Here is a 21,331-nt window from a genome sequence, read left to right as displayed (position 1 = left end):
CGCTGACAGCAGTGGGCGTATCGAGACCGTGGTCTCGATACGCCCACTGTCTTGCGACGAGTTACCGCGTTTAAGGCGCCGGCGGCCGCTGCGTTGAAGGCGCCGGAGCCTGCGTCGGAGCCGGCGCCCCCGACGGGATCGGAACGGCTCCCGACGGGGCGGGACCGTCCGACTGCTGGACTCGCGAGGCCAGCGAATCGTCGGTGAGGATGTCGATGGTGCTGATCAGCCATTCACCGTCGCGTTTGACCATGTCGTACACGATGCGGCTCTGGTCGATCTGGACCTCCTCGGTGTTCGTGTTCCGCGAAGTCGACAGATTCAGGTAGACCAGCACCTTCGCGGTGTCACGGGTGTTCTCCATGACGCCTGCGCCTTCGACTTTGGCGATGGTGACGATCTTGTCCTTCTTCACCGTCTCAGCAATCTTGTGCTCGGTGACGTTCTTCTGCAACTCCTGCTTGGCCGAGCCCGTCAGGAAGCCCATCGTCTTGTTGATGTTCGCCGACACGTCCTTGGGGTCGCGACCGAACATGGTGAGCGTGTGCTCCCGCGCAGCCTGCGCTGCGGAGTCGCGTGCGGACTCCTCGGCGTTCATGCTCCAGAACCGAATCCCGGTGAACACGGCCAGCGCGAGGGCGACGACGACCAGCAGGCCTCCGCCTGCGAGCAGCAATCGGATCTTTCTGCTCATCAGCCCACCCACTCGTAGTTCGTCAGTTTCAGGTCTCCGTTGATCCTGGTGATGTCGATCCGCGAACGGAATGTCTCGATGACCGGCTTGTCCGGGGCCTCGGGCGCCGTGCTCTCCCACGCGAACACGACGAGCACCGATCCATCGTCCTCGTCGGCGTTCTCGACCGCCGACGCGACGACCGTCGTCTTGGTCTTCATATTGTCTTGGCGGATCAGATCGGTCGCCTGCTTCATCGACTCACGCATCTGCTGCAGCGCACGGCCGCTCGTATGCTTGTTCATGAAGTCGAGCATCGAGTCGGCGTTGTCTTTGTTCAGGGTGGTCAGTTTGACGACCACCTCCTGAGCGAACTGGTCGTAGTCCGCGCGCAGTTCCCGCTTGTCGTCGATACGCGAGGACGCCACGGTGAACACGATGCTCACAACGATCGCGGCGACCAGGACGATCGCACCGAGCGCGGTACCCACAGCGATCAGCATGGTCTTGGACGACGACCGTCCCGAGCCGACCGGAGCCTTCACCGACGGGCGGCGGTCTCGGTAGGAGATCCCCCGCGCACGATCGTCCGCCGATACGACGGCCGTATCGTCTTCCGAGGGGGCCGAGTCAGCGACGTCGGTCTCGTCTGCTGTCGCGCTCGCGCCTACGATCTCCTCTGCTGTGACGGCTTCATCAACCCTGGCCGTCTCATCAACCCTGGCCGCCTCATCGGTATTGACACTCTCACGTCTGCCGGACTTACGGCGACGGGCGAGGGGACTCGACCGCTCGACCGAGGCCGTCTTCTCGCCAGCCTTCTTGTCGTCAGCCTTCTTGTCGTCAGCCTTCTTCTCGCCGTCGCCCGAGGGATTCAGGATTCCACCGTCTTCGTGATCAGTTCGTACCATTTCGTCTTCTGGTTGCGGTTATCGGTGCTGTTCTGGGTCGAGTACGTCTTGCCGTCCGGCCCGATGAACGTGCCCGTCTCCGGATCGTACGTGGTGCCGTACGTGGCAGGCGTCGGGTCGTGGTCGGTTGGACTGCCCGGAACGACATAGCCCGCAGGCTGTTTCGGAAGGTCGGTCCCGGGGAAGCCGTTCGGGAGGGCGACGTTGTCGCGCTCGGACGGGACGTAACCGGTTCGGCACTCGGCAGGGGTCGGTGCGCGACGTCCGGGGAACTCGACGCACGGGAAGTTGCGGGCACCGCGGACCGACGACTGCGCGTCCTGCGGCAGGCGGCACAGCATGCCCGGCGGCAGGTCCTGAGCGGTCGTCTCGGCGGGCGAGCGCCACTGGGACGGTGGCACGAAGCCGACCGAACACGTCGGCGGGTCCTGGAATCCGAGACCGAAGCTCACGTTCGGGCCGTGTCTGCTCGAACCGCTGTTGATCGCAGTGATCAGTGCCGACAGCACTCGTGGATACAGGACCACAGTCTGCCGCAGGTTGGGCAGGTAGATCCGCATGGTCTGCGCGGCGACCTGCAGGTTCCCCATTCCGGAGATGAAGCTCGGCCCCATGTCGTCGAAGAGATCCTGCGCCTGGTTCGCGACCCCCGGGCCCTTCGCCAGAATATCGGTGATGTCGGGATCGCTTGCCCGCAACTGATCGGTGACCTTCGTGAGGTCGGCGGTCCACGACCGGATCTCCGACGCCGTCCTGGTCTGGGTCGCCAGCAGCGGTCCGGCCTGGCGGACCAGGTCGACCGCGACGTCGACGTTCTTGTGGAACGCACCGACGAACAGCACCATCGAGTCCATCAAACGCGAGAGGTCGTCCGCGGTTCCGTTGAATGCGGTGAACGCCTCGTCCATCACGTCGCGAACCCGGGCGTCCCCGACCTCGGTCAACAGTGCGTCGGCCTGGTCGAGCATGGTGGAGATCTCGACGGGGACCTCATCGGTGCGGACATCGGCGCCGTCGGCCAGCATCTCGGTCGACGGCGATTCCGGAGTCGTGAAGTCGACGTACTGCTCACCGACTGCCGACACGCTACGGACGGCAGCCGACGCGTTCGCCGGGATGTCGGTGCCGGAGTCGATCCTGAGGTCGGCGACGACGCCGTCGCTCGTCAGTTTCACACTGCTGACCTTGCCGACGTTCACACCGCGAAACGCGACATTCGCATTCTGGTAGAGCCCGCCGGTGGTGGGCATCGACACCGACACGTTGTACGACCCGATCCCGAACATCTGCGGAATACGGATGTAGAACACGGCGACTGCGATCAACGAGACCACCGAGACGATGGAGAAGACGATGAGCTGCATACGGACGAAACCGGTGATCTTCATCAGTTCGCTCCGCTCTTCTTCGAAGTCGATGCCGGAGCTTTCGTACCGGACGCAGGCGTCTTAGCGCTCGGGGTCAGCTCCGACGGCGTGGGGTTGGCCGGGTTCTTGGGCTTCTTCGTCGTCGTCCCCGGTGTCAGCGGCGAGGTGAACGGGTTCGTTCCGCGCTTGGCGCCTGCCGCGGGCTTGCCGACGACGCCTTCGGGTCCCGTCATGACTGACGTGATCATCGACTTGTTCAGTCGGTTCCACGTCAGGTCGAGGACCAGGTCGGAGTTGACGTAATCACCCTTGACGATCTTCGGGATGTTCTCTTCGATGAACGGGAAGGTAAGCAGGATGCGCAACGAATTCGTGAGCGCTGGGCCGGTCTGCGCCAACTGTTCGAGCAGCTTGCGGAGATTCGGAACGATCGTCTCAATGTCCTTGGTGTTCTCGTCCAGGATGTCGTTGACCGTCGAGGACAGGTTCCCGACGTTGTCGAGTGCCGTCGTCAGGTTCTGACGCTGATCGACCAAGAGTTGCAGGATGTCCGGCGCAGATTCCAGGGCTCGCTCGACGGTCGGCGTCTGGTCATTGATGGCCGCGGACAGGCGGTCGAGGCCGTCCATCGCCGAGATGATGTTCCCGGTCTGTCCGTTCAGGTCATTGACCAGGGTGCTCAGCCGCGGGACGAGGGTGCGCAACTGGTCGTCGTTGTCGCCGAACACCTGGCTCAACTCGTGCACGACGTCGCCGACCTGCGAGAGTCCGCCGCCGTTGAGCACGACCGACAGTGAACTCAAGACCTGCTCAGTTGTGGGATACATGCACGCGTCGACCCGCTGTGCCGAGTTGATGTCGGCGACCGGCTTGCCTTCAGGTGCGGCGATGTTCTTCTGGTCGGGGCAGTTCGGCAATGCCAGGCTCCCGCCGGGAGCGAGATACTGTCCGGTCGGCTTGTCCGGCGGAACGATCGCGATGTGTGCGGAGCCGAGGACGCTTGTCATTCCGATCATGGCGTGTGAGCCGGTCGGGACTTTGACACCCTTCTCGAGCCGCAGGGTGATCTCGGCGCTCCAGTCTTTGATCTTGATGTCGCCGACGCTCCCGACGGTCGCGTCCTTGATCATCACCGGGGCGTTCTCGACCAATCCGGACGCGGTCGGGATCAACGCACTGATCTTGTACGCGCCGTCGCCGGTTCCTTGGGCGCCGATCGATGAGAGGGTCGACACCGGTCCGGTTCCACACGCCGCGACAGGAACGAGCAGCAGTACGCCTGCGACGAGGCAGGCGACGCGGCGTCGTGCCAGTCCCAGTCGCAGCCCCATTCCCATACGCGTTCGAGTCATCCTTCGCCTCCGAATGGGACGAGAAGGTCTGCCAACGGGTCCGGAGCCGCATCGCGACTGACCTGGTCTCGTTGGACGACGCCCGCCCGCGCGCGTGCCCGGACGCTCGCGTCCTGGTAAGTGATCTGGTCGGGTGTGGCCGTCCGACCGATCACTGGGTTGGACAGGAACGGCGGGTAGTTGACCACGACGTCCTTCATGATCGGAGCGATCATGTCCACGCACGCCTCGACGTCCTTCTCGGTGTCACCCGGACGTGCGGTGGATTCCATGCTTCCGCACAGCATGGTGATCAGATTATTGCCCATGCCGAGACCGAACACACCGTCGAGCGCGCCGGTGAGCGGGTTGTAGATGTTGAAGAAGTTGGCCAACTGAGTCGGGGCGGAGTGCAGTAGTCCCTGCACCTGCTCGTCTTTGCGTTTGAGGGTTGCGGTGAGTTGCGACAGCTTGTCGACGGTCGAGACGACCGTCGAGCTGTTGTCACCGAGGAAGCCCTCGAGCTCGCCGATGGCCTCGTTCAGATTGGTCATCGCATCGCCCATCGCCTGGCTGCTGCCGGAGATGACTCCGCTCACCGATGCCATGCGGCCGTTGAATTGAACGATCTGCTCGTGGCTCGTCGACAGTGCGTCGGTCAGGGTCTGCAGGCTCTTGACCGATGCGAACACGTCGTCTCGGTTCTCCGCGAGGGTTCCCATCACCGACGACATCTGCTTGATCGACTCGGCGATGGCTGCGCCGTTCCCATCCAGGTTGTCGCCGATCACGTCGACCGCTCGGGCCGCGGTGCCCTTGTCCGCACCGTCCGGACCGATCGTCTCGGTCAACTCGGACAGTTGCTTCTTGACGTCGTCCCATTCCATCGGCACAGCGGTCCGCTCCATCGGGATGTCGGCGTCACCGTCAGCCAGTTCGGGACCACCCTTCGCATACCCGGGACTGAGCTGGACGAACCGCCCGGACACCAACGACTGCGCGACGATGACCGCGCGGACGTCGGCCGGAAGTTGCACGTCGTTGTCGACACGCATGACGACCTTCACATCGCCCGACCGTGGTTCGACCGAGGTGACTGTGCCGATCGGGACACCGACGACCCGCACCGAGTCACCCTCGTAGAGGCTGGAGACGGCTTGGAAGTACGCGGTCAGATTTCGAGTGGTGGCGCGCTGCACCCCGAACCACACGCCGCCCGCGATCAGGGCCAGGACGACGATGCCCGCGACTACCGCCCACACGCGACGATTGATACCCATGTCAGCGGCCTCCGTTCTGGCGGGTCGACGGTTTCGGGGTCGACGGTTGGGGGGTCGGATAGGTTCGCTTCGGCGTCTCGCGCGGAAGGTCCGGAGCGTCCGAGTTCGGACCCTGGCGCCAGTTCTTCGGGAAGAACGGCCCACCGGAGAAGTCGTAGAAGTACTTGGCCGCTTCCGGGTACTTTCGTTGCATCACCCTCATGAACGCACCCATGTAGTCGCCGAAGGTCGGGAGACCGACGAGCGAAGAGAAGTACGGGCCGGAACTGACCGCTTCGCCGAGGATGTTCGCGTACGGGCCGAGATTGTCGATGGCCTTCCCGAAGTTCTCCTCGTTGTCGTTGAGGATGTCGAGGACTCCGTTGAACTTATCCAGAACCGGACGCAGCTGTTCCTGGTTGTCGTTGACGACGCCGGTGATCTGGGATGCCACGTCGCGCGTGCCGGTGATCAGCTGACGCACCGCTTGGCGGCGCATGTTCAGTTCGCCGAGCAGCGAGTTCGCATCGATCAGCATCTGCCTGATCTGCTGGCTGCGCTTGCCGACGATGTCGGTCACCCCGCGAGCTCGATCCAGCAAGTCGTTGAGCGCGTTGTCGCGGTCGGCGATCGCTTTGGACAGCCGACCGACGCCGTCGACGGCACCACGTACGTTGTCGGGGGTCTTGGAGAACGTGTCCGACATCGTCGAGAGCGCCTTATTGAGCTGGTCGGTGTCGGTGTCGCGCAGGGTCGTCGTCGCCTCGTCGAGCGCGTCGGTCAGCGTGTAGGGCGACACGGTGGCGTCGACCGGAATCGACTGGCCGGGTTCGAGGCGACCATCACCGAGAGGTGTCAGCGTCAGGTTGCGGCGTCCGAGCACTGTCTCGGTCTTGATCGCGGCGCGCGTCCGTTCGCCGAGCACCACGGTGTCGTTGAGACGGAACTTCACTCTCGCGCGGGTCCCGTCGTCGGTCTGGTCCAGGGACAGTCCCTCGACCTTGCCGACCTCGACGCCTGCGACCATCACGACGTCGCCCGACACGAGGCCTCCGGCGTCGTCGAAGTACACGTCGTAGGTGCTGATCTGGGATAGGAACGGCAACCGGTCCATCTGCAGGGCGCTGATGACGAGCATCGCGGTGATGAGCACACCGATCACTCCGACGGACGCCTTCGACCGCTTGGTCCGCCGGTCCGGGGGCTGGCCTTCACTCATTTCGCGCACCTCCCGCCTGCCGTCGTCTGGTCGCCCATCGCGTCGATGGCCGTGTAGTAGTACTGGGTGTTGCCGGGGCCGGGCAGCAGCAGCCGGATCCGGCAGAAGTAGATCTGCAGCCACGAACCGTAGCTGCCGAGGTTCGACAGCTTCTTGAAGTCGCCGGGCAGCCGCCCCAACAGGTCCCGGATGAACGGTTCGGCTTTGAGCGCGTTTCCCGACGTGGTGCCGAGTGCGGTGATCGCCTTCTTCGTGTCGGGGCGGATGGTTCCCATCAGGTCGGCGAGGCCGGTGGTGGCCGACGCACTCTCGCTGATCGACCGACCGATCACGTCCTTGTCGCCCGCCAGCCCGCTGATCAGCTGCTGCATCCGGTCGACGCTCTGATCGAGCCCCCGATGATCGGCTTCTAGGGTGCCGAGGGTCTTGTTCAAGTTGTCGATCACGCTGCCGATGAGCTGGTCGCGGTCGGCGATCTCGTTGGTGAACGATGACGTGCTCGCGAGCAACGAGTTCAGCGAGCCGCCTTGGCCCTGGAAGACGGCGATGAGAGCGGACGAGAGTTTGTTGACCTCATCGGCGTTCATGGTGCGAAACAGCGGTTTGAATCCGCCGAGCAGCTTGTCGAGGTCCAGAGCGGGTTCGGTCCGGGAGATCGGGATCTCGTCGCCGGGGGCCATCGCCGTGTTGAGGTCACCATTGCCGGGCTGCAGTTCAAGGTACCGGTCCCCGGTGAGGTTCTCGTACCGGATGAGCGCTCGCGACGACTCGGGGAGTCGATAGTTCGCGTTGACTGTGAACTCGACGTGGGCCTTGTTGTCCTCGGTGAGTTCGATGCTCTTCACAGAGCCGACTTCGACACCCGCGATCTCGACGGAACTGCCCGATTTCATCGCGGACGCGCTGTCGAACATCGCGGCATACGTGTCGGAGCTGCCACTCTGGTACTTGCTGAACACGACGACCAGACCGGTCAGCACCAGCAGCATGACGACGATGAAGGTGCCGAGTTTGATGAGTGTCGCGCGGAACGCGCGTGCGCGCTTATCCACGAGGAGTACCTCCGAACAACAGGCTGAAGAGCTTGCCGGACTGCACCTTCGGAGTGGTGCGCGGCTGGTAGGGCTGGGGCGCGTTGTCGATCACGTAGAACTCAGTCCTCTTCTTGGACGTGATGTCCGAGAGCCCGGCCTCACAGGTCGGCGGGCCGTCGCCGCCGACCTCGGGCAGATCCTGCGGGTAGCGGTACGGGTCCTGCCCTGGGATGAGTGCCGCGTCGAGAAGCAGCATCCCGTTGCGACCGCCGAGGAACGGTCCAGCCGTGTCGGCAGCGTCGCTGGCCGCGGTGATGAAGCAGCGCAGTCCCGGAGACTGGTAGCCGAGCAGGTCGGTGACCGGGTTCAGGTCGCTCAGCGTGCTCATCAAGTCCTTCTTGCTCTTGCTGAGCACTCCGTTGCCGCTGCGAGCCATCCCGGTGACGTTGATCAGCAACTTGTCGAGGTTCGCCGAGTGATCGACGAGTGTATTGCCGACGACCGTCGCGTTGTCGACGGTCCGCATCAGGTCGCCCATCACGTCGGCATAGACGTCGGTCGCCCCCGCGGCTTGGGTGAACATCCGGTTGAGTTCGGGCAGATGCCGATTGGTCTTACCCAAAATCTCGTTCAGCTGGACCAGCGAGTCGCCGACCTGCTTACCGCGGCCGGACAGCGCCTCGTCGACGGCGCCGAGTACCACGTTCATCTTCTCGGGCTGGGTCTCGGCGAGTAGTCCGACGAGTTGCTGATAGACGGTGTTTAGCTCGACCACGACGTGGTCGGCCCTGATCTCGTCGCCTGCGGTGAGCGTTCCGCGGGGACCGTCCGTAGGCACCACGAGATTCACAGCTTTGGCGCCGAATACCGTGTTCGACTTGATGTCGGCGCGTACGTTCCCGGGAACCGACGACAACTGACCGGAGTTCATGTCGAGCTTCAGTTCGGCCTGGTCACCGATCTCGCGGACGCTGGCGACGTGTCCCACGGTGACACCGCGGAGCTTCACCTTCGCGTCTGGGTTCATCACCAGACCCGCACGCGGCGCGAACAGCGTGACCGTCTTCGTGTCTTGGAACCAGCCGAGGAACTGTCCGGAAGCGAGCGCCACGATGACGACGAGCGATACGACCATCACTGTCGCAGCGAGCTTGCGCACACCGTTCCCACGGGTCCTAGTTGCCATGCCCCTCACCCGGCCAGATTGAAGTTGCCGTCGGAGCCATAAATGGCTAGCGACGTGAGAAGCGTGATGACGACGACCACGACCAACGAGGCGCGGACAGCGTTGCCCACCGCGACTCCGACGCCGACGGGACCGCCGGACGCGTTGAAGCCGTAGTAGGTGTGGATGAGCATGACTCCGACCGCCATACAGATGGCCTGCACGAACGACCACAGAATGTCGGACGGAATCAGGAACGTCGAGAAGTAGTGGTCGTAGACGCCGCCGGACTGCCCGTACATGATGACCGTCGCGAACCGGCTCGCGATGAACGACGCGAGCGCGGCCAGTGCGTACAACGGGATGATCGCGACGAGTCCAGCGACGATTCGCGTGCTCACCAGGTACGGAATGGACGATATCGCCATGACTTCGAGTGCGTCGATCTCTTCGCTCACTCGCATGGCACCCAACTGTGCCGTCGCGCCGGCACCGATGGTTGCGGCCAGCCCGATTCCCGCGATGACCGGGACCGCGATGCGGACGTTGATGAACGCGGAGAAGAAGCCGGTCAGTGCTTCGACACCGATGTTGGCGAGCGAACTGTATCCCTGGACGGCGATGGTTCCGCCGGTGAACAGGGTGAGGAAGCCGACGACCACAACGGTGCCGCCGATCATGGCGAGCGCACCGGTGCCCATCGAGATCTCGGCGATGAGCCGCAGCATCTCTTTCTTGTACAGGCGGATCGCTCGCGGGATCGAAATGATCGAGTCCCAGTAGAACAGCGCCTGATCGCCGATCTTGTTCCAGTCCTCGCCCGCACGCTTGAGTGCGACGCGTGCGGTGAGAAGTCGCGTAGTTCCCGGAAGTACCATGTCAGCCCATCGTCGCTTTCAGCCCGACCGCGGTCACAACCACGTTGACGACGAACAGCGCCATGAACGAGTAGACGACCGTCTCGTTCACCGCGTCGCCGACGCCCTTGGCTCCGCCCTTCACATTGAGTCCGCGGTAGCAGCCGACCAGACCTGCGAACAGACCGAACAGCGCGGCTTTGATCATCGAGATGACGAGTTCGCCGAGACCGGTGAGCAGCGTCAGATTGGCGATGAACGCGCCGGGGTTGACGTCCTGCAGGTACACGGAGAATACGAAGCCACCCGCAATACCGATCGTGCAGACGAGGCTGTTGAGCAACAGCGCGACTCCGGTCGAGGCGACCACACGCGGAACGACGAGTCGATGGATCGGATTGATGCCGAGCACGCGCATCGCGTCGATCTCTTCACGGATCGTGCGGGCGCCGAGATCGGCACAGATCGCGGTCGCGCCTGCGCCCGCAACGATCAGCACGGTGACGATCGGACCGATCTGCGTGATGGTTCCGAGCGCCGCGCCCGCACCCGACAGGTCCTGCGCGCCGATCTCGCGAAGCAGGATGTTCAACGTGAAGCTCACCAGGACGGTGAACGGGATGGCGACGAGCAGGGTCGGCACCAGGGAGACGCGGGCGATCGCCCACGACTGCTCCACGGTCTCTCGGAACTGGAACGGTCGGCGAAACAGTTCGCGGGCCGCTTCAACGGTCATCTCCACGAAATTACCGACGCCGTTCATCGGAGCGGCCAGCTTTGTCAGCAAGTCCCCTCCTCCCACCGGTGAAGGCAACCTACCACGGTCCTCAGGCGCTTCAGCGACGCAACTCGACATCGACGATTCATCAGCCCAACCGCTCTAGTCCATCAATTCGGACGCCGAGAATGTCGCTTTTCCGGCGGGTGTCTCGAAGTACGACGACAGGGTCCCGGCTAGCGCCTCGGAACTCCACTCGTCGCCGTCCGCCGCGAAGACCTCCCGAATCGTCGGCGCGGCCATCAGTGTGACCTTCGGTCCGTACACGACGAAGACCTGACCGGACACGTTCGCTGCGGCAGGGCTCGCCAGATAGCGCACCAGTGTGACGACGTGCTCGGGCGACAGCGGGTCGATTTCGCCCTCGGGTGCGTCCGGAAAGACACTCGCCGTCATCGCGGTTCGCGCTCGCGGGCAGATCGCGTTCGCGGTCACTCCATATCGAGACAGGGCACGAGATGCCGAGAGGGTCAGCGCCGTGATGCCCGCCTTGGCCGCTCCGTAGTTGGCCTGCCCCGCCGGGCCGAGGAGTCCGGCCTCGGACGCGGTGTTGATGAGGCGGCCGTACGCGGGGTCGCCCGCAGCCTTCGACGCCGCGCGCCAATGCGCAGCGGCGTTCCGATTGAGCAGGAAGTGTCCACGCAGATGCACGTTGAGGACCAGGTCCCACTCGTCGTCGGACATGTTGAAAAGCATCGCGTCTCGCGTGATTCCGGCATTGCTCATCACGATGTCGAGACCGCCGAGGTCCTCGGTCGCCGTACGCATCAGCTCACGCGCGGTCGCCGAATCGGAGATGTCGCCCGCGACGCGCACTGCGGTGCCGCCTGCCGTCGTGACCGCGTCAATGACATCGCTGGCATCGAGGGCGCGCTCGAGATCGTTGACGACGACTGTCGCCCCGTCGGCCGCCAGGCCGATCGCTTCGGCTCGTCCCAGGCCTCCTCCGGCACCGGTGACGATCGCGACCTTGCCGTCCAATGTTCCGCCCACTCTCGAACCCTCTCCACTGCGCGCCGGATCGGCGCCGATCGTCTACAACGCGACTCAGACTAGAACATGTTCTAACAATTCGGCTAGCGCCTTGGCGAAAGGCGTTGCCTCTGACCGGATTCGGCTCACTCGATATAGAGCGCCGAACGCGGACACGACGCGACAACCTGACGCATCTCCTCGGCACGCGTCGATGGCAGGTCCTCATCGAGAATTACCAGGTAATCGTCGTCGTCCAGATCGAACACATCCGGTGCCATGCCCACGCAGACCGCGTTGGACTCGCACAGGTCGAAATCACACTTCACTCGCATCGTCTTCTCCTCAAGGTCTCCCGACCGCTAGTTGACGGACTCGGCACATTCACGTTAGAACGTGTTTCAGAAGTAGCCAACCATACCGGCGCGCGAGCGTCTCGAGGATCGCAGGAGAAACCGCCCATGCGTATCGCGTACACAGCCGATCAGGAGGAGTTGCGCCGCGAGTTGCGCTCCTATTTTAGCGGGCTCATGACTCCGGATCGCCGGGCGGCCCTGAACGGCGGTGACGGAGAGGTCGGCGAGGGCGACGCGTACCGGGACGTAGTTCGGCAGATGGGCGCCGACGGCTGGCTGGCATTGGGGTGGCCGACGGAGTTCGGTGGCGCGAATCGGTCGATGATGGACCAGTTGATCTTCACCGACGAGGCCGCGATCGCAGGCGCTCCGGTGCCATTCCTGACGATCAACTCGGTGGCTCCGACGATCATGCACTACGGGACCCCGGCACAGAAGGAGTTCTTTCTGCCGAAGATCGCGGCAGGCGAGCTTCACTTCTCGATCGGATACTCCGAGCCCGATGCAGGCACCGATCTGGCGGCCCTGCGCACGACGGCCGTCCGCGACGGCGACGAGTACGTGATCAACGGCCAGAAGATGTGGACCAGCCTCATCCCGTATGCGGACTACGTCTGGCTGGCCTGCCGCACCGACCCGGAGGCATCCAAGCACAAGGGCATCTCGATGCTGGTGATGCCAACAACCGCCGAAGGCTTCTCGTACACGCCGGTCCATACGATGGCGGGCGTCGACACGAGTGCCACCTACTACCAGGACGTACGTGTGCCGACGAGTTCCATCGTCGGCGAAGAGGGCGGCGGCTGGTCGCTGATCACCAACCAGCTCAATCACGAGCGCGTTGCGCTGTGCAGCGCCGCACCCATCCAGAGCGCCCTGAACGAGACGCTGGCGTTCGCGCGCGAACAGACCTACGGCGGCGGACGTCTGGCCGATGTGCCGTGGGTGCAGGCGAACCTCGCGCAGGTACACGCCAAGGTCGAGTTTCTCAAGCTCATCAATTGGAAGATCGCTTCCATTGCAGCACAAGGTGGTTCGCCGTCGCCCGCGGACGCCTCGGCCACCAAGGTGTTCGGGACCGAGTTCGCGACGCAGGCGTATCGACTGCTGATGGAGATCGCCGGCCCGGCCGCGACACTGCGCCAAGACTCCCCCGGAGCCCACCTGCAGGGTCGCTTGGAACGCTTCGCGCGAACCTCGCTGATCCTCACTTTCGGCGGCGGCACCAACGAGGTGCAACGCGACATCATCGGCATGCTCGCACTCGGCCTTCCGCCCGCTCGCCGCTGACCACCTCTAAGGAGAACTCTCAACATGGACTTCACTCCCACCGAGGCGGCAGGCGATCTGACCGCTCTCACCACGGATATCACCGCGCGGCTCGCGACCCGAGAGCGCACGGCAGAGCTCGAAGCCGCTCGCGCACCCATCGACGCAGATCTTTGGCGCGAAGTCGCAGGCGCAGGCCTACTCGGTCTGGCGGCGCCGTCCGAGGTCGTCGGCGACGCCGGGGCCGATCTGACGACGCTCGAGACGACAGCGACCGCAACTGTCCTCGGCCGCGCCCTGGCCCGTCTGCCCTACCCACAGCACGCGGTTGCTGCGGTCCCGCTTCTCGCCGCGCACGGCGGCGACGCGCTCCGCGGACTACTCGGCAGGGCGGTGGTCGGCGACGCAGTGATCTCGGCTGCCGTCGAAGAGGACCTGGGATTCGACCTGCTCGTTCCGTCGACCACGGTGTCCCCGGACGCCCGGGTCACCGGAACCAAGGTCAACGTGCCGTATGCGGACGCGGCCGACGCGCTCCTCGTGGTCGCGGCAAGCGCCGACGGGCCGGTGGCCGTGGTCATCGAGGTCGGTCCGGGCGTCACCGTCGTCGAGACCCGTTCCACCGGCCTGAGCCCGGTGTACTCGGTATCGTTCGAGAACGCCGCGGGCACCGTCCTGGAAGGCGGTGCGGACACGGTGTTGCACGCACGGGACCTCTTGCGTATCGGCGTGGCAGCCGATCAATGCGGCGTCGTGGCGGGGGCGCTCGCGGCGACCGCCGACTACGCGCGCGAGCGCGAGCAGTTCGGGCGGAAAATCGGTTCGTTCCAAGCCGTCGCCCAGCGCCTGGCCGATGCCTATATCGATGCGCAGGCACTCGAGTTGACCGTTGCTCAGGCCGCCTGGCTGCTGTCAGGCGCGGCAGACACCGATAGTGCTGAAACCACCGCCGCGGTCGACACCGCTGCCTTCTGGTCAGCGGACGCCGGCCACCGCGTCGCCCACACGGCCGTCCATGTGCACGGTGGCGTCGGACTGGACACCTCTCACCCCGTCCACCGCTTCTTCCTGCGCGCCAAGCAGAACGAGTTCACGTACGGATCGGCTCCGGTGACGCTCAGCGAACTCGGCGCAGCACTGGCCGCACGATGACATCGACGTCGGTCACCGACGCGGTCACGCTCGGACAGCTACTCGCGCCGTTGGCCGACGTCGACGACCGAGGCGTCTGGTTCGACGGCGAATTCACCTCGTGGCGGGATCATCTCGCCGACGCCCGCCGCTATGCGGCCGCGGCATCGACACTGCTCGACGACAAGCGACCGTCCCACGTCGGAGTTCTCCTGAGCAACGGTGTCGAGTTCTCTCGACTTTTCGCGGCGGCGGCGTTCGGCGGGTTCGTCCTGGTCGGCCTCAACTCGACGCGTCGAGCCAGCGCGCTCGTCGCCGATGCGGTGCTCGCCGACTGCCAGCTGATCCTGGTGTCGCCGGAGACCTCTGCGCTATTGCCCGACGTCCCCGGCGCCCGAACGCTCGACATAACGTCCGCCGAGTGGACGTCGCGGACACACGCGTCGACGCCGGACGACTTCGTGCCGGTCGACACCGATCCACAGGACCTGACGATGCTCATCTTCACATCGGGCACGACCGGAGACCCCAAAGCTGTGCGGTGCAGTCAGCGGAAGTTCGCCGCGCCGGGAGCGATGCTCGCCGACCGGTTCGGGATCGGACCTGACGACGTCGTCTATCTTTCGATGCCGATGTTTCATTCGAACGCATTGATCGCAGGCTGGTCGGTCGCAGCGGCCGGCGGATCGTCGATCGCGATCGCACCGCGCTTCTCCGCCCACGGATTCGGCGACGACGTACGACGATACGGCGTCACGTACGCCAACTACGTCGGCAAACCGCTCAACTACATTCTCCAGACGGCACCGCGTCCGGACGATGCGCAGACCGGGTTGCGCATCATGTACGGGAACGAGGCCTCGGCCGCAGACCGCGCCGAGTTCACGCGCCGTTTCGGTGCTCGAGTCGTCGACGGTTTCGGGTCGACCGAATCGGGCGTCTCGATCTCGCGGACGCCGGACACACCGGACGACGCGCTCGGACCGCTGGTCGCGCCGGTCGCAGTCGTCGATCCAGACACGCTCGACGTCGTCGCCCCCGGGGTGGTAGGCGAGATCGTGAACACGTCGGGTCCCGGCTTGTTCGACGGCTACTACGGCGATGACGCAGCGACAGCCGCACGGATGCGCGGCGGCGTGTACCGCACCGGCGACCTCGCGTGGGTGGACGAGGACGGCTACGTGTACTTCGCCGGACGGATCGGCGACTGGCTACGGGTCGACGGCGAGAACCTCGGAACCCGACCCATCGAGAGTGTGCTCCGCAGACATCAGCGCATCTCGGACGTCGCGGTACTCGGCGTCCCCACCGAGATCGGCGATGCTGTCGGCGCCGTACTCGTCGCCGACAGCATCGATCGGGCCGACTTCGAATCGTTCCTCGACGCCCAGACCGACCTCGGCCCCAAGCAGCGCCCGACTCACGTCTGGATCGTCGACACGCTCCCCGAGACCTCGACGTTCAAGACCGCTCGATCCGCCCTGGTTGCCTCACTCGGCTCCCCCACGTGGACTAGTTGACGGGTTCCGCGCGCGCTCAGCGCGCGGAACCGAAGGGCAGCAGGGCCATCTCGCGCGCGTTCCGCACTGCGGTCGCCAATTGTCGCTGCTGCTGTGGCGACAACCCTGTCACCGCGCGAGCACGAATCCGGCCTCGCTCGGAGAGGAAGCGACGGAGGACCTCCGTATCCTTGTAGTCGAACGTCAGATTGGGATCGGCCCGACGACGTTTGGCCTGCGACGCACGCGACTTCGGGTTCTTCGCCATCACCAGCTCGCCTTCGTGATGCCCGGGAGTTCGCCGCGGTGGGCCATCTCGCGGAATCGAATACGCGACACCCCGGCCTTGCCGATGTACCCGCGCGGCCGCCCGTCAACCGCGTCCCGATTGCGCAGGCGGGTGGCGCTGGCGTCGCGCGGCTGCCGTGCCAACTCCGACCGCGCAGCAGCAACAGCGTCGGCGGCGCTCGACGGCGAGGCGATGATCGCCTTCAGTTCTGCTCGACGCGATGCGTATCGCGCGACGATCGCTTGGCGTCGCTCCTGCTTGACGATCTTGGATTTCTTGGCCATCAGCGTTCCTCCTTGAATTCGACATGACGCCGGACCACCGGGTCGTACTTGCGCAGCACGAGTCGGTCGGGGTCATTGCGCCGGTTCTTGCGGGTGACGTACGTGTATCCCGTGCCCGCAGTCGACTTGAGCTTCACGATCGGGCGGATGTCGGTGCTTTTGCTCATCGTTTACAGTCGCCCCGCTGCCTTGATTCGTGCGATGACCGCGTCGATACCGTCTCGGTCGATGGTCTTGATTCCCGCCGCGGACACTCTCAGCGTGACGCGCCGCCCGAGCGAGGGCACCCAGTACGTTTTGCGCGTGATATTGGGTCGCCACTGCCGTGACGTGCGTCGATGCGAGTGCGAGACTCGCTTTCCGAATCCGGGAACCCGCCCGGTCACTTGGCATTCGGCGGACACATGCACTCCTTCTTATCGATAACGATTCGCATTAGCTACACCCAGCACGTTACAGTCGGAATCAATCAAACGGAAATCGTGTTCATTAAGATGGCGCGGAGATCTGAACGAAGGAGTCGCCCATGCCCAACGCGACAGAGCACACACCGGTGACGTTGGTGGCCGGCCTGAACCGAACCATCAACGCGCGCATCGCCTACACCCTCCTGGCCCCGGGCACGACAGTCGTCTCACACGACCTGCGCGACGTCGCGACCGGGAGAGTCACGCGTGTCGAGCACCGGATGTCCCGCGACGGCGTGGACACCCTCACCATCGACGACATCGAACTCGAGCACGGCTGCGTATCGTGCACCCTCCGTCTCGATCTGTTGCCGATGCTGCGCGTTCTGCACCGCGATCCGGAGATACGAAGGATCGTCGTCCTGCTCGACCCCGCTGTGGAACCCGAGCAGCTCGCCGTCGAGATTCAGAGCACTGTCGTTCAGGCTCCCCACGTGGATCCCGGCCCGGCCGGCCTGGACGTCGCCGTCGAGGCCACCTTGTGCGGTCTCGACGCGCGCACATGGCTGGCCGACGCGACCGGCGATCTGACTCTCACCGAAGCCGAGGTGACCTCACTCGATGACGAGCGAACTCTGTCACAGATCGCCGTCTCTCAGGCCCGGTTCGCGGACGCGATCATCATCGAAGGCGCCGACGGCGTGGAGAGTGCATACGAGCTCGCACGTCTGCATGCGGTCCTCCTTCGCCTCGCGCCCTCTGCAGGAATGCGCACCCTCAACAGCCAACAGGCGCTCACCAGGGAGATCGTCGAAGGGGCGATCGGTTCGATGGCTCCCGGTACTCCTCGCGGTAGGCCGACCCAACCGTTCGATCCCCTTCTCGCCGGCGGACCCGACCTGGAGGAGGACTGCGGTGTACGACTCGTGTCGTTCGAGGCCGACCGCCCGTTTCATCCCGAACGCCTCCACGACGCTCTCGACGTACTGCTCGAGGGCGTCGTGACGGCACGAGGACGGATGTGGTTGGCGTCCGACCCGGACGATGTCATGTGGCTCGAATCCGCGGGCGGCGGGCTCTCGATCCTGCACGTCGGCACCTGGCTCGCCTGCGTCGACGACCATTCGAGCGTCGACCCCGACCACTTGGCTCTCGCAGCACTCCGTTGGGACCCCGACCACGGTGATCGGCACAACGCGTTGACGGTCCTGTGCCATCGGACCGATCCCGACGATGTGCGCCGCGCACTCGCCGACGCCTTGGTCACCGATGACGAGCTGGCGCGTGGCCGACAGTATGTGACGTCACTGCCGTCACCGTTCGGGCACGCCCACCGCGACCCGTGCGAGGACATGGAGCCGCCCCAGCCAGAACCAGCACAGCAAGCCAAGCGCACCGAAGGGAAACAAGAATGAAGACTGGAATCCACCCCGACTACCACCACGTCGTATTCCGCGACGCTGCAACCGGCACCGAGTTCCTCACCCGTTCGACGGCGACGTCGGAGAACACCGTCGACTGGTCGGACGGCAATGCCTACCCGTTGATCGTCGTCGACGTGACGAGTGACTCACACCCGTTCTGGACCGGTGCGCAGCGCGTCATGGACACCGAAGGCCGCGTCGAACGGTTCAACCGTCGATACGGGAGGAGGTAGGTTCCACGGGCGTTCCTGCACCGAGGGTCGCCTGGATCCGGGTCGCAGCCTCCTTGTACTCGGACACCAGGGCGTCGATCATCTCCTCGACGGGCACGATCGCGTTGCAGCGACCCACGATCTGGCCTGCGGGCATTGCGACAACCTCCGGGTCGGCTGCCTGCGAGATGCGAGCATGCGCCTCGCCGACCAACAGGTTCTGGAGGGGCATGGGAAGCGGTTCGGGCGCACCCTGGGCATCCCATGCGTCGGTCCACTTCGTCTTGAGTAGTCGGGCCGGCTTACCGGAGTAGATGCGGCGCCGAACGGTGTCGCGCGACGTCGCAGCGAGCAGGGCCTGCTGGACGGTGGACGGACCGTCGCCGGTCGCGCCCAACTCGTATTCGGCCGCGGTCAACCAGTACGTGCCCATCCACACGCCCTGCGCGCCGAGCGCGATGGCTGCCGCCATCTGCCTGCCGCTCCCGACGCCGCCCGCGGCGAGGACCGGAGCGGTGTCGCCAAGTGCGTCGACCAGCTCGGGCCACAGGACCATCGACGTGACCTCGCCAGTGTGACCGCCTCCTTCGTAGCCCTGTGCGATCACGATGTCGACCCCGGCGTTCACATGGCTCAGCGCATGCTCCTTGGCTCCGGCGAGTGCCGCGACCTGCACTCCGTTCTCATGCGCGATCGCGATGACATCTTCGGGCGGCGAACCAAGAGCGTTCGCGATGAGCTTGATCTGCCCGTACTTGCGCGTGTGCTCCATCGCGATGTCGACGTGCGAGCGGGCCACCGAGTGCAACCAGCCCAGGACGCCGGTGTTGACGCGATCGCCGCTGTCGGGGAGGTGCGGCACCCCGAGATCGTCGAGAGTCCGTTCGACGAACGCACGATGCTCGGGCGGAATCATCGAGTCGAGGTCCACCTTGGAACCCTCTGTCGGGATCTTGGCCGGCATCACGACGTCGACGCCGAACGGCTTGCCGTCGGTGTTCTCATGCATCCATTCGAGGACTTCGTCGAGTTCCTCGGCTTCGTTGAATCGTACGCATCCGAGGACACCGAGGCCGCCGGCGCGGCTGATCGCGGCGGCGACGTGCGCGCTCGGCGTGAATCCGAAGATCGGGTACTCGATACCGAATTTCGTACTGAGGTCAGTCTTCATTTCTGTCCTTAATTCCTTCGCGGGCTGTCGTCGAGCGGGGTGTGCGTCTACACGTGCCGTTAGACGGCTTCGTCGGGGTGTCGGGAGGACGCCACCTCGGCTGCCCATCGGTAGTCGGGCTTGCCTGCGGGCGAACGTTTCAGTTCGTCGACGAACCACACACTGCGTGGGACTTTGTATCCGGCCAGGTCGGCACGCACCACGTCGCCGAGTTCGGTCAACGTCGGCCGAGCGTCGTTGCGCGGCGCGATCACGGCGGCCACCCGTTGTCCGAACCGTTCGTCGGCGACGCCGACGACGCTCACGTCGAAGACCCCCGGATGTGACTTCAGTGAGGCTTCGACTTCTTCGGGGAAGACTTTCTCACCGCCGGTGTTGATGGACATCGACCCGCGGCCGAGCATTGTGATGGTGCCATCAGCCTCGATGCGCGCAGAGTCGCCGGGCAACGAGTATCGGACGCCGCCGTACTCGACGAACGTCTCGGCGCTCTTGGCCGGCGCGTTGTGATAGCGCAGCGGGATGTGTCCGGTACGCGCCAAGCGACCGGTCTCGTCGTCGCCGGGCTGCAGACGCGTCCCGTCTTCACGAAGGACGTGGGTGTTCGGATCGGCTTTGACGGTTGGTGCTCCGACCCGACTCTGCCCCTTAAGCGCCATCCCCATGCCGCCGAACCCGGTCTCGGACGACCCGATCGCGTCGATCACGACCGCGTTCGGGAACTTCTCCAGGTACCGCTCCTTGACGGCGGGCGAGAACAACGCAGCGGACGAGGCCACGGACACCACGGACGACGTGTCGTAGTCGCCGGCTTCGAGCGCCTCGATCATCGGGCGGCCCATCGCGTCCCCGGTGATGAAGACGACGTTCACCTTGTGTCTGTCGACGGCCTCCCACACTCCGGCAGCGTCGAAGTCGGGGTAGACGACGGCTTTACCGCCCGCGAACAGCGACTGGAAGATGGCCCACTGACTGCCGCCGTGGATGAACGGTGGGATCGGGAATCGGACCAATTGACCGCCTGCGGCCCCAGTCTCGGCGTGCTCCCACTCGCTCTCGACCGGTCGGCCCGTGTACCAGTCGATGCCACCGCCGAGGACACGCCAGACGTCTTCCTGACGCCAGACGACACCCTTTGGCTTGCCGGTGGTTCCGCCGGTGTAGAGCATGTATAGGTCGTCGTCGCTGCGTTCAGCGAAATCACGCTCGCGGGACGATTCGGCGATCGCGTCCTCGTAGTCGACGACAGTAACCCCGCCCGGATCGAGCTGCTCTGCCCCGCCTGCTTCGCCGCGGAGATCCGGTGTCGAGACCACCACCCGCGCCACCACGTCGTGTGCCGATTTCGATAACACGTTGCACACCCGCTCGGTGTAGCGGTCCTCGTGGATGAGCACTTTCATCCCGGAGTCGGAGATGATGTGCTCGAGCTCGGGTTCGACGTAGCGGTAATTGACGTTGACCATGACGGCCCGGATCTTGAAGACGGCGATCATCGCTTCGACGGACTCGATGGTGTTTCTGCTGTATATACCCACTCGGTCGCCCGGTTCGACACCGAGTTCGGCGAGCTTGTGCGCGACGGCGTTGGACCGTTCCTCCATCTGCGTGTAGGTCCGGGAATCGTCCCCCGATTCGAGTGCGACTCGATCGGGCATCAGGTCGACGGCATGCTCGATGAGGTCGGCAATTGTATAGGCCATGCGTCAAAACTAGAACGTGT

23 protein-coding genes are annotated in these 21,331 nt (G+C 64.7%); 5 read left to right on the top strand and 18 right to left on the bottom strand.

Features of this window, described 5'->3' with window-relative positions; translation table 11 throughout:
- Positions 1–70: 70 nt before the first annotated feature.
- The 12 genes from ACTIMF_RS10460 to ACTIMF_RS10405 all read right to left on the bottom strand — a co-directional run bounded on the left by ACTIMF_RS10460 (position 71) and on the right by ACTIMF_RS10405 (position 11,901).
- Positions 71–694, bottom strand: coding sequence for a hypothetical protein (locus ACTIMF_RS10460; protein ID WP_442350225.1), 624 nt, complete (start codon positions 692–694; stop codon positions 71–73).
- The gene (locus ACTIMF_RS10455; protein ID WP_442350224.1) at positions 694–1,584 is read right to left on the bottom strand and encodes a hypothetical protein; all 891 of its coding nucleotides are present in this window, start codon (positions 1,582–1,584) and stop codon (positions 694–696) included. The genes ACTIMF_RS10460 and ACTIMF_RS10455 overlap by 1 nt, the downstream gene beginning before the upstream one ends.
- Entirely contained in the window at positions 1,548–2,972 is a 1,425-nt protein-coding gene (locus ACTIMF_RS10450) for an MCE family protein (RefSeq protein ID WP_442350223.1), read from the bottom strand. Before ACTIMF_RS10450 ends, ACTIMF_RS10455 begins: the two co-directional genes overlap by 37 nt.
- On the bottom strand, positions 2,972–4,303 hold the full coding sequence (locus tag ACTIMF_RS10445) for an MlaD family protein (protein WP_442350222.1): 1,332 nt from the start codon (positions 4,301–4,303) through the stop codon (positions 2,972–2,974). The genes ACTIMF_RS10450 and ACTIMF_RS10445 overlap by 1 nt, the downstream gene beginning before the upstream one ends.
- Positions 4,300–5,562: an MCE family protein gene (locus ACTIMF_RS10440; protein ID WP_442350221.1), complete on the bottom strand. Its 1,263-nt coding sequence runs from the start codon at positions 5,560–5,562 to the stop codon at positions 4,300–4,302. Before ACTIMF_RS10440 ends, ACTIMF_RS10445 begins: the two co-directional genes overlap by 4 nt.
- Position 5,563: 1 nt before the next feature.
- Positions 5,564–6,760, bottom strand: a complete 1,197-nt coding sequence (locus ACTIMF_RS10435; RefSeq protein ID WP_442350220.1) for an MCE family protein — start codon at positions 6,758–6,760, stop codon at positions 5,564–5,566.
- A complete protein-coding gene (locus ACTIMF_RS10430) occupies positions 6,757–7,812 on the bottom strand; it encodes an MCE family protein (RefSeq protein WP_442350219.1) in 1,056 nt (351 codons plus the stop codon). Before ACTIMF_RS10430 ends, ACTIMF_RS10435 begins: the two co-directional genes overlap by 4 nt.
- Positions 7,805–8,980: an MCE family protein gene (locus ACTIMF_RS10425; RefSeq protein WP_442350218.1), complete on the bottom strand. Its 1,176-nt coding sequence runs from the start codon at positions 8,978–8,980 to the stop codon at positions 7,805–7,807. Before ACTIMF_RS10425 ends, ACTIMF_RS10430 begins: the two co-directional genes overlap by 8 nt.
- A gap of 5 nt (positions 8,981–8,985) precedes the next feature.
- Positions 8,986–9,837 (bottom strand): MlaE family ABC transporter permease, encoded by an 852-nt coding sequence (locus ACTIMF_RS10420; protein ID WP_442350217.1) that lies wholly within the window; start codon positions 9,835–9,837, stop codon positions 8,986–8,988.
- 1 nt (position 9,838) lies between these two features.
- On the bottom strand, positions 9,839–10,603 hold the full coding sequence (locus ACTIMF_RS10415) for an MlaE family ABC transporter permease (RefSeq protein ID WP_442350216.1): 765 nt from the start codon (positions 10,601–10,603) through the stop codon (positions 9,839–9,841).
- Positions 10,604–10,696: 93 nt separating this feature from the next.
- Positions 10,697–11,587, bottom strand: coding sequence for a 3-oxoacyl-ACP reductase (locus ACTIMF_RS10410; protein WP_442350215.1), 891 nt, complete (start codon positions 11,585–11,587; stop codon positions 10,697–10,699).
- Between the two features lie 125 nt (positions 11,588–11,712).
- Entirely contained in the window at positions 11,713–11,901 is a 189-nt protein-coding gene (locus ACTIMF_RS10405) for a ferredoxin (protein WP_442350214.1), read from the bottom strand.
- A gap of 126 nt (positions 11,902–12,027) precedes the next feature.
- Between ACTIMF_RS10405 and ACTIMF_RS10400 the strand changes: the two genes are divergently transcribed.
- Genes ACTIMF_RS10400 through ACTIMF_RS10390 form a run of 3 tightly spaced genes read left to right on the top strand, consistent with a single transcriptional unit; the run spans position 12,028 to position 15,842 of the window.
- A complete protein-coding gene (locus tag ACTIMF_RS10400) occupies positions 12,028–13,212 on the top strand; it encodes an acyl-CoA dehydrogenase family protein (protein WP_442350213.1) in 1,185 nt (394 codons plus the stop codon).
- 24 nt (positions 13,213–13,236) lie between these two features.
- Entirely contained in the window at positions 13,237–14,343 is a 1,107-nt protein-coding gene (locus ACTIMF_RS10395; RefSeq protein WP_442350212.1) for an acyl-CoA dehydrogenase family protein, read from the top strand.
- The gene (locus ACTIMF_RS10390; protein ID WP_442350211.1) at positions 14,340–15,842 is read left to right on the top strand and encodes an AMP-binding protein; all 1,503 of its coding nucleotides are present in this window, start codon (positions 14,340–14,342) and stop codon (positions 15,840–15,842) included. The genes ACTIMF_RS10395 and ACTIMF_RS10390 overlap by 4 nt, the downstream gene beginning before the upstream one ends.
- Before the next feature lie 16 nt (positions 15,843–15,858).
- On the opposite strand, the gene rpsR is transcribed toward ACTIMF_RS10390, so the two are convergent.
- The 4 genes from rpsR to rpmB are packed head-to-tail and all read right to left on the bottom strand — an operon-like array spanning position 15,859 to position 16,798.
- A complete protein-coding gene (gene rpsR, locus ACTIMF_RS10385; RefSeq protein WP_442350210.1) occupies positions 15,859–16,089 on the bottom strand; it encodes a 30S ribosomal protein S18 in 231 nt (76 codons plus the stop codon).
- A complete protein-coding gene (rpsN, locus tag ACTIMF_RS10380) occupies positions 16,089–16,394 on the bottom strand; it encodes a 30S ribosomal protein S14 (RefSeq protein WP_442350209.1) in 306 nt (101 codons plus the stop codon). The genes rpsR and rpsN overlap by 1 nt, the downstream gene beginning before the upstream one ends.
- Positions 16,394–16,561: a 50S ribosomal protein L33 gene (gene rpmG / locus ACTIMF_RS10375; RefSeq protein ID WP_236998828.1), complete on the bottom strand. Its 168-nt coding sequence runs from the start codon at positions 16,559–16,561 to the stop codon at positions 16,394–16,396. Before rpmG ends, rpsN begins: the two co-directional genes overlap by 1 nt.
- A 3-nt stretch (positions 16,562–16,564) precedes the next feature.
- On the bottom strand, positions 16,565–16,798 hold the full coding sequence (gene rpmB / locus ACTIMF_RS10370; RefSeq protein WP_442350208.1) for a 50S ribosomal protein L28: 234 nt from the start codon (positions 16,796–16,798) through the stop codon (positions 16,565–16,567).
- A gap of 122 nt (positions 16,799–16,920) precedes the next feature.
- On the opposite strand from rpmB, the gene mrf reads away from it, so the two are divergent.
- Complete coding sequence (gene mrf, locus ACTIMF_RS10365; protein ID WP_442350207.1) at positions 16,921–18,216, top strand: ribosome hibernation factor-recruiting GTPase MRF; 1,296 nt, start codon at positions 16,921–16,923, stop codon at positions 18,214–18,216.
- Positions 18,213–18,458 (top strand): type B 50S ribosomal protein L31, encoded by a 246-nt coding sequence (locus ACTIMF_RS10360; protein ID WP_442350206.1) that lies wholly within the window; start codon positions 18,213–18,215, stop codon positions 18,456–18,458. The genes mrf and ACTIMF_RS10360 overlap by 4 nt, the downstream gene beginning before the upstream one ends.
- Here the strand turns inward: ACTIMF_RS10360 and ACTIMF_RS10355 are convergent.
- Positions 18,433–19,608 carry an NAD(P)H-dependent flavin oxidoreductase gene (locus ACTIMF_RS10355; RefSeq protein WP_442350205.1) on the bottom strand — a complete coding sequence of 392 codons (1,176 nt, stop codon included), beginning with the start codon at positions 19,606–19,608 and terminating at the stop codon, positions 18,433–18,435. The genes ACTIMF_RS10360 and ACTIMF_RS10355 overlap by 26 nt on opposite strands.
- A 59-nt stretch (positions 19,609–19,667) precedes the next feature.
- Complete coding sequence (locus ACTIMF_RS10350) at positions 19,668–21,311, bottom strand: acyl-CoA synthetase (protein ID WP_442350204.1); 1,644 nt, start codon at positions 21,309–21,311, stop codon at positions 19,668–19,670.
- Positions 21,312–21,331: the final 20 nt, after the last annotated feature.

The sequence above is a fragment of the Gordonia sp. (in: high G+C Gram-positive bacteria) genome, from assembly GCF_052106715.1.
Taxonomy (GTDB): Bacteria; Actinomycetota; Actinomycetes; order Mycobacteriales; family Mycobacteriaceae; genus Gordonia.
Note: the sequence above shows the minus strand (reverse complement) of the source record. Positions and strands in the feature narration are given on the sequence as shown.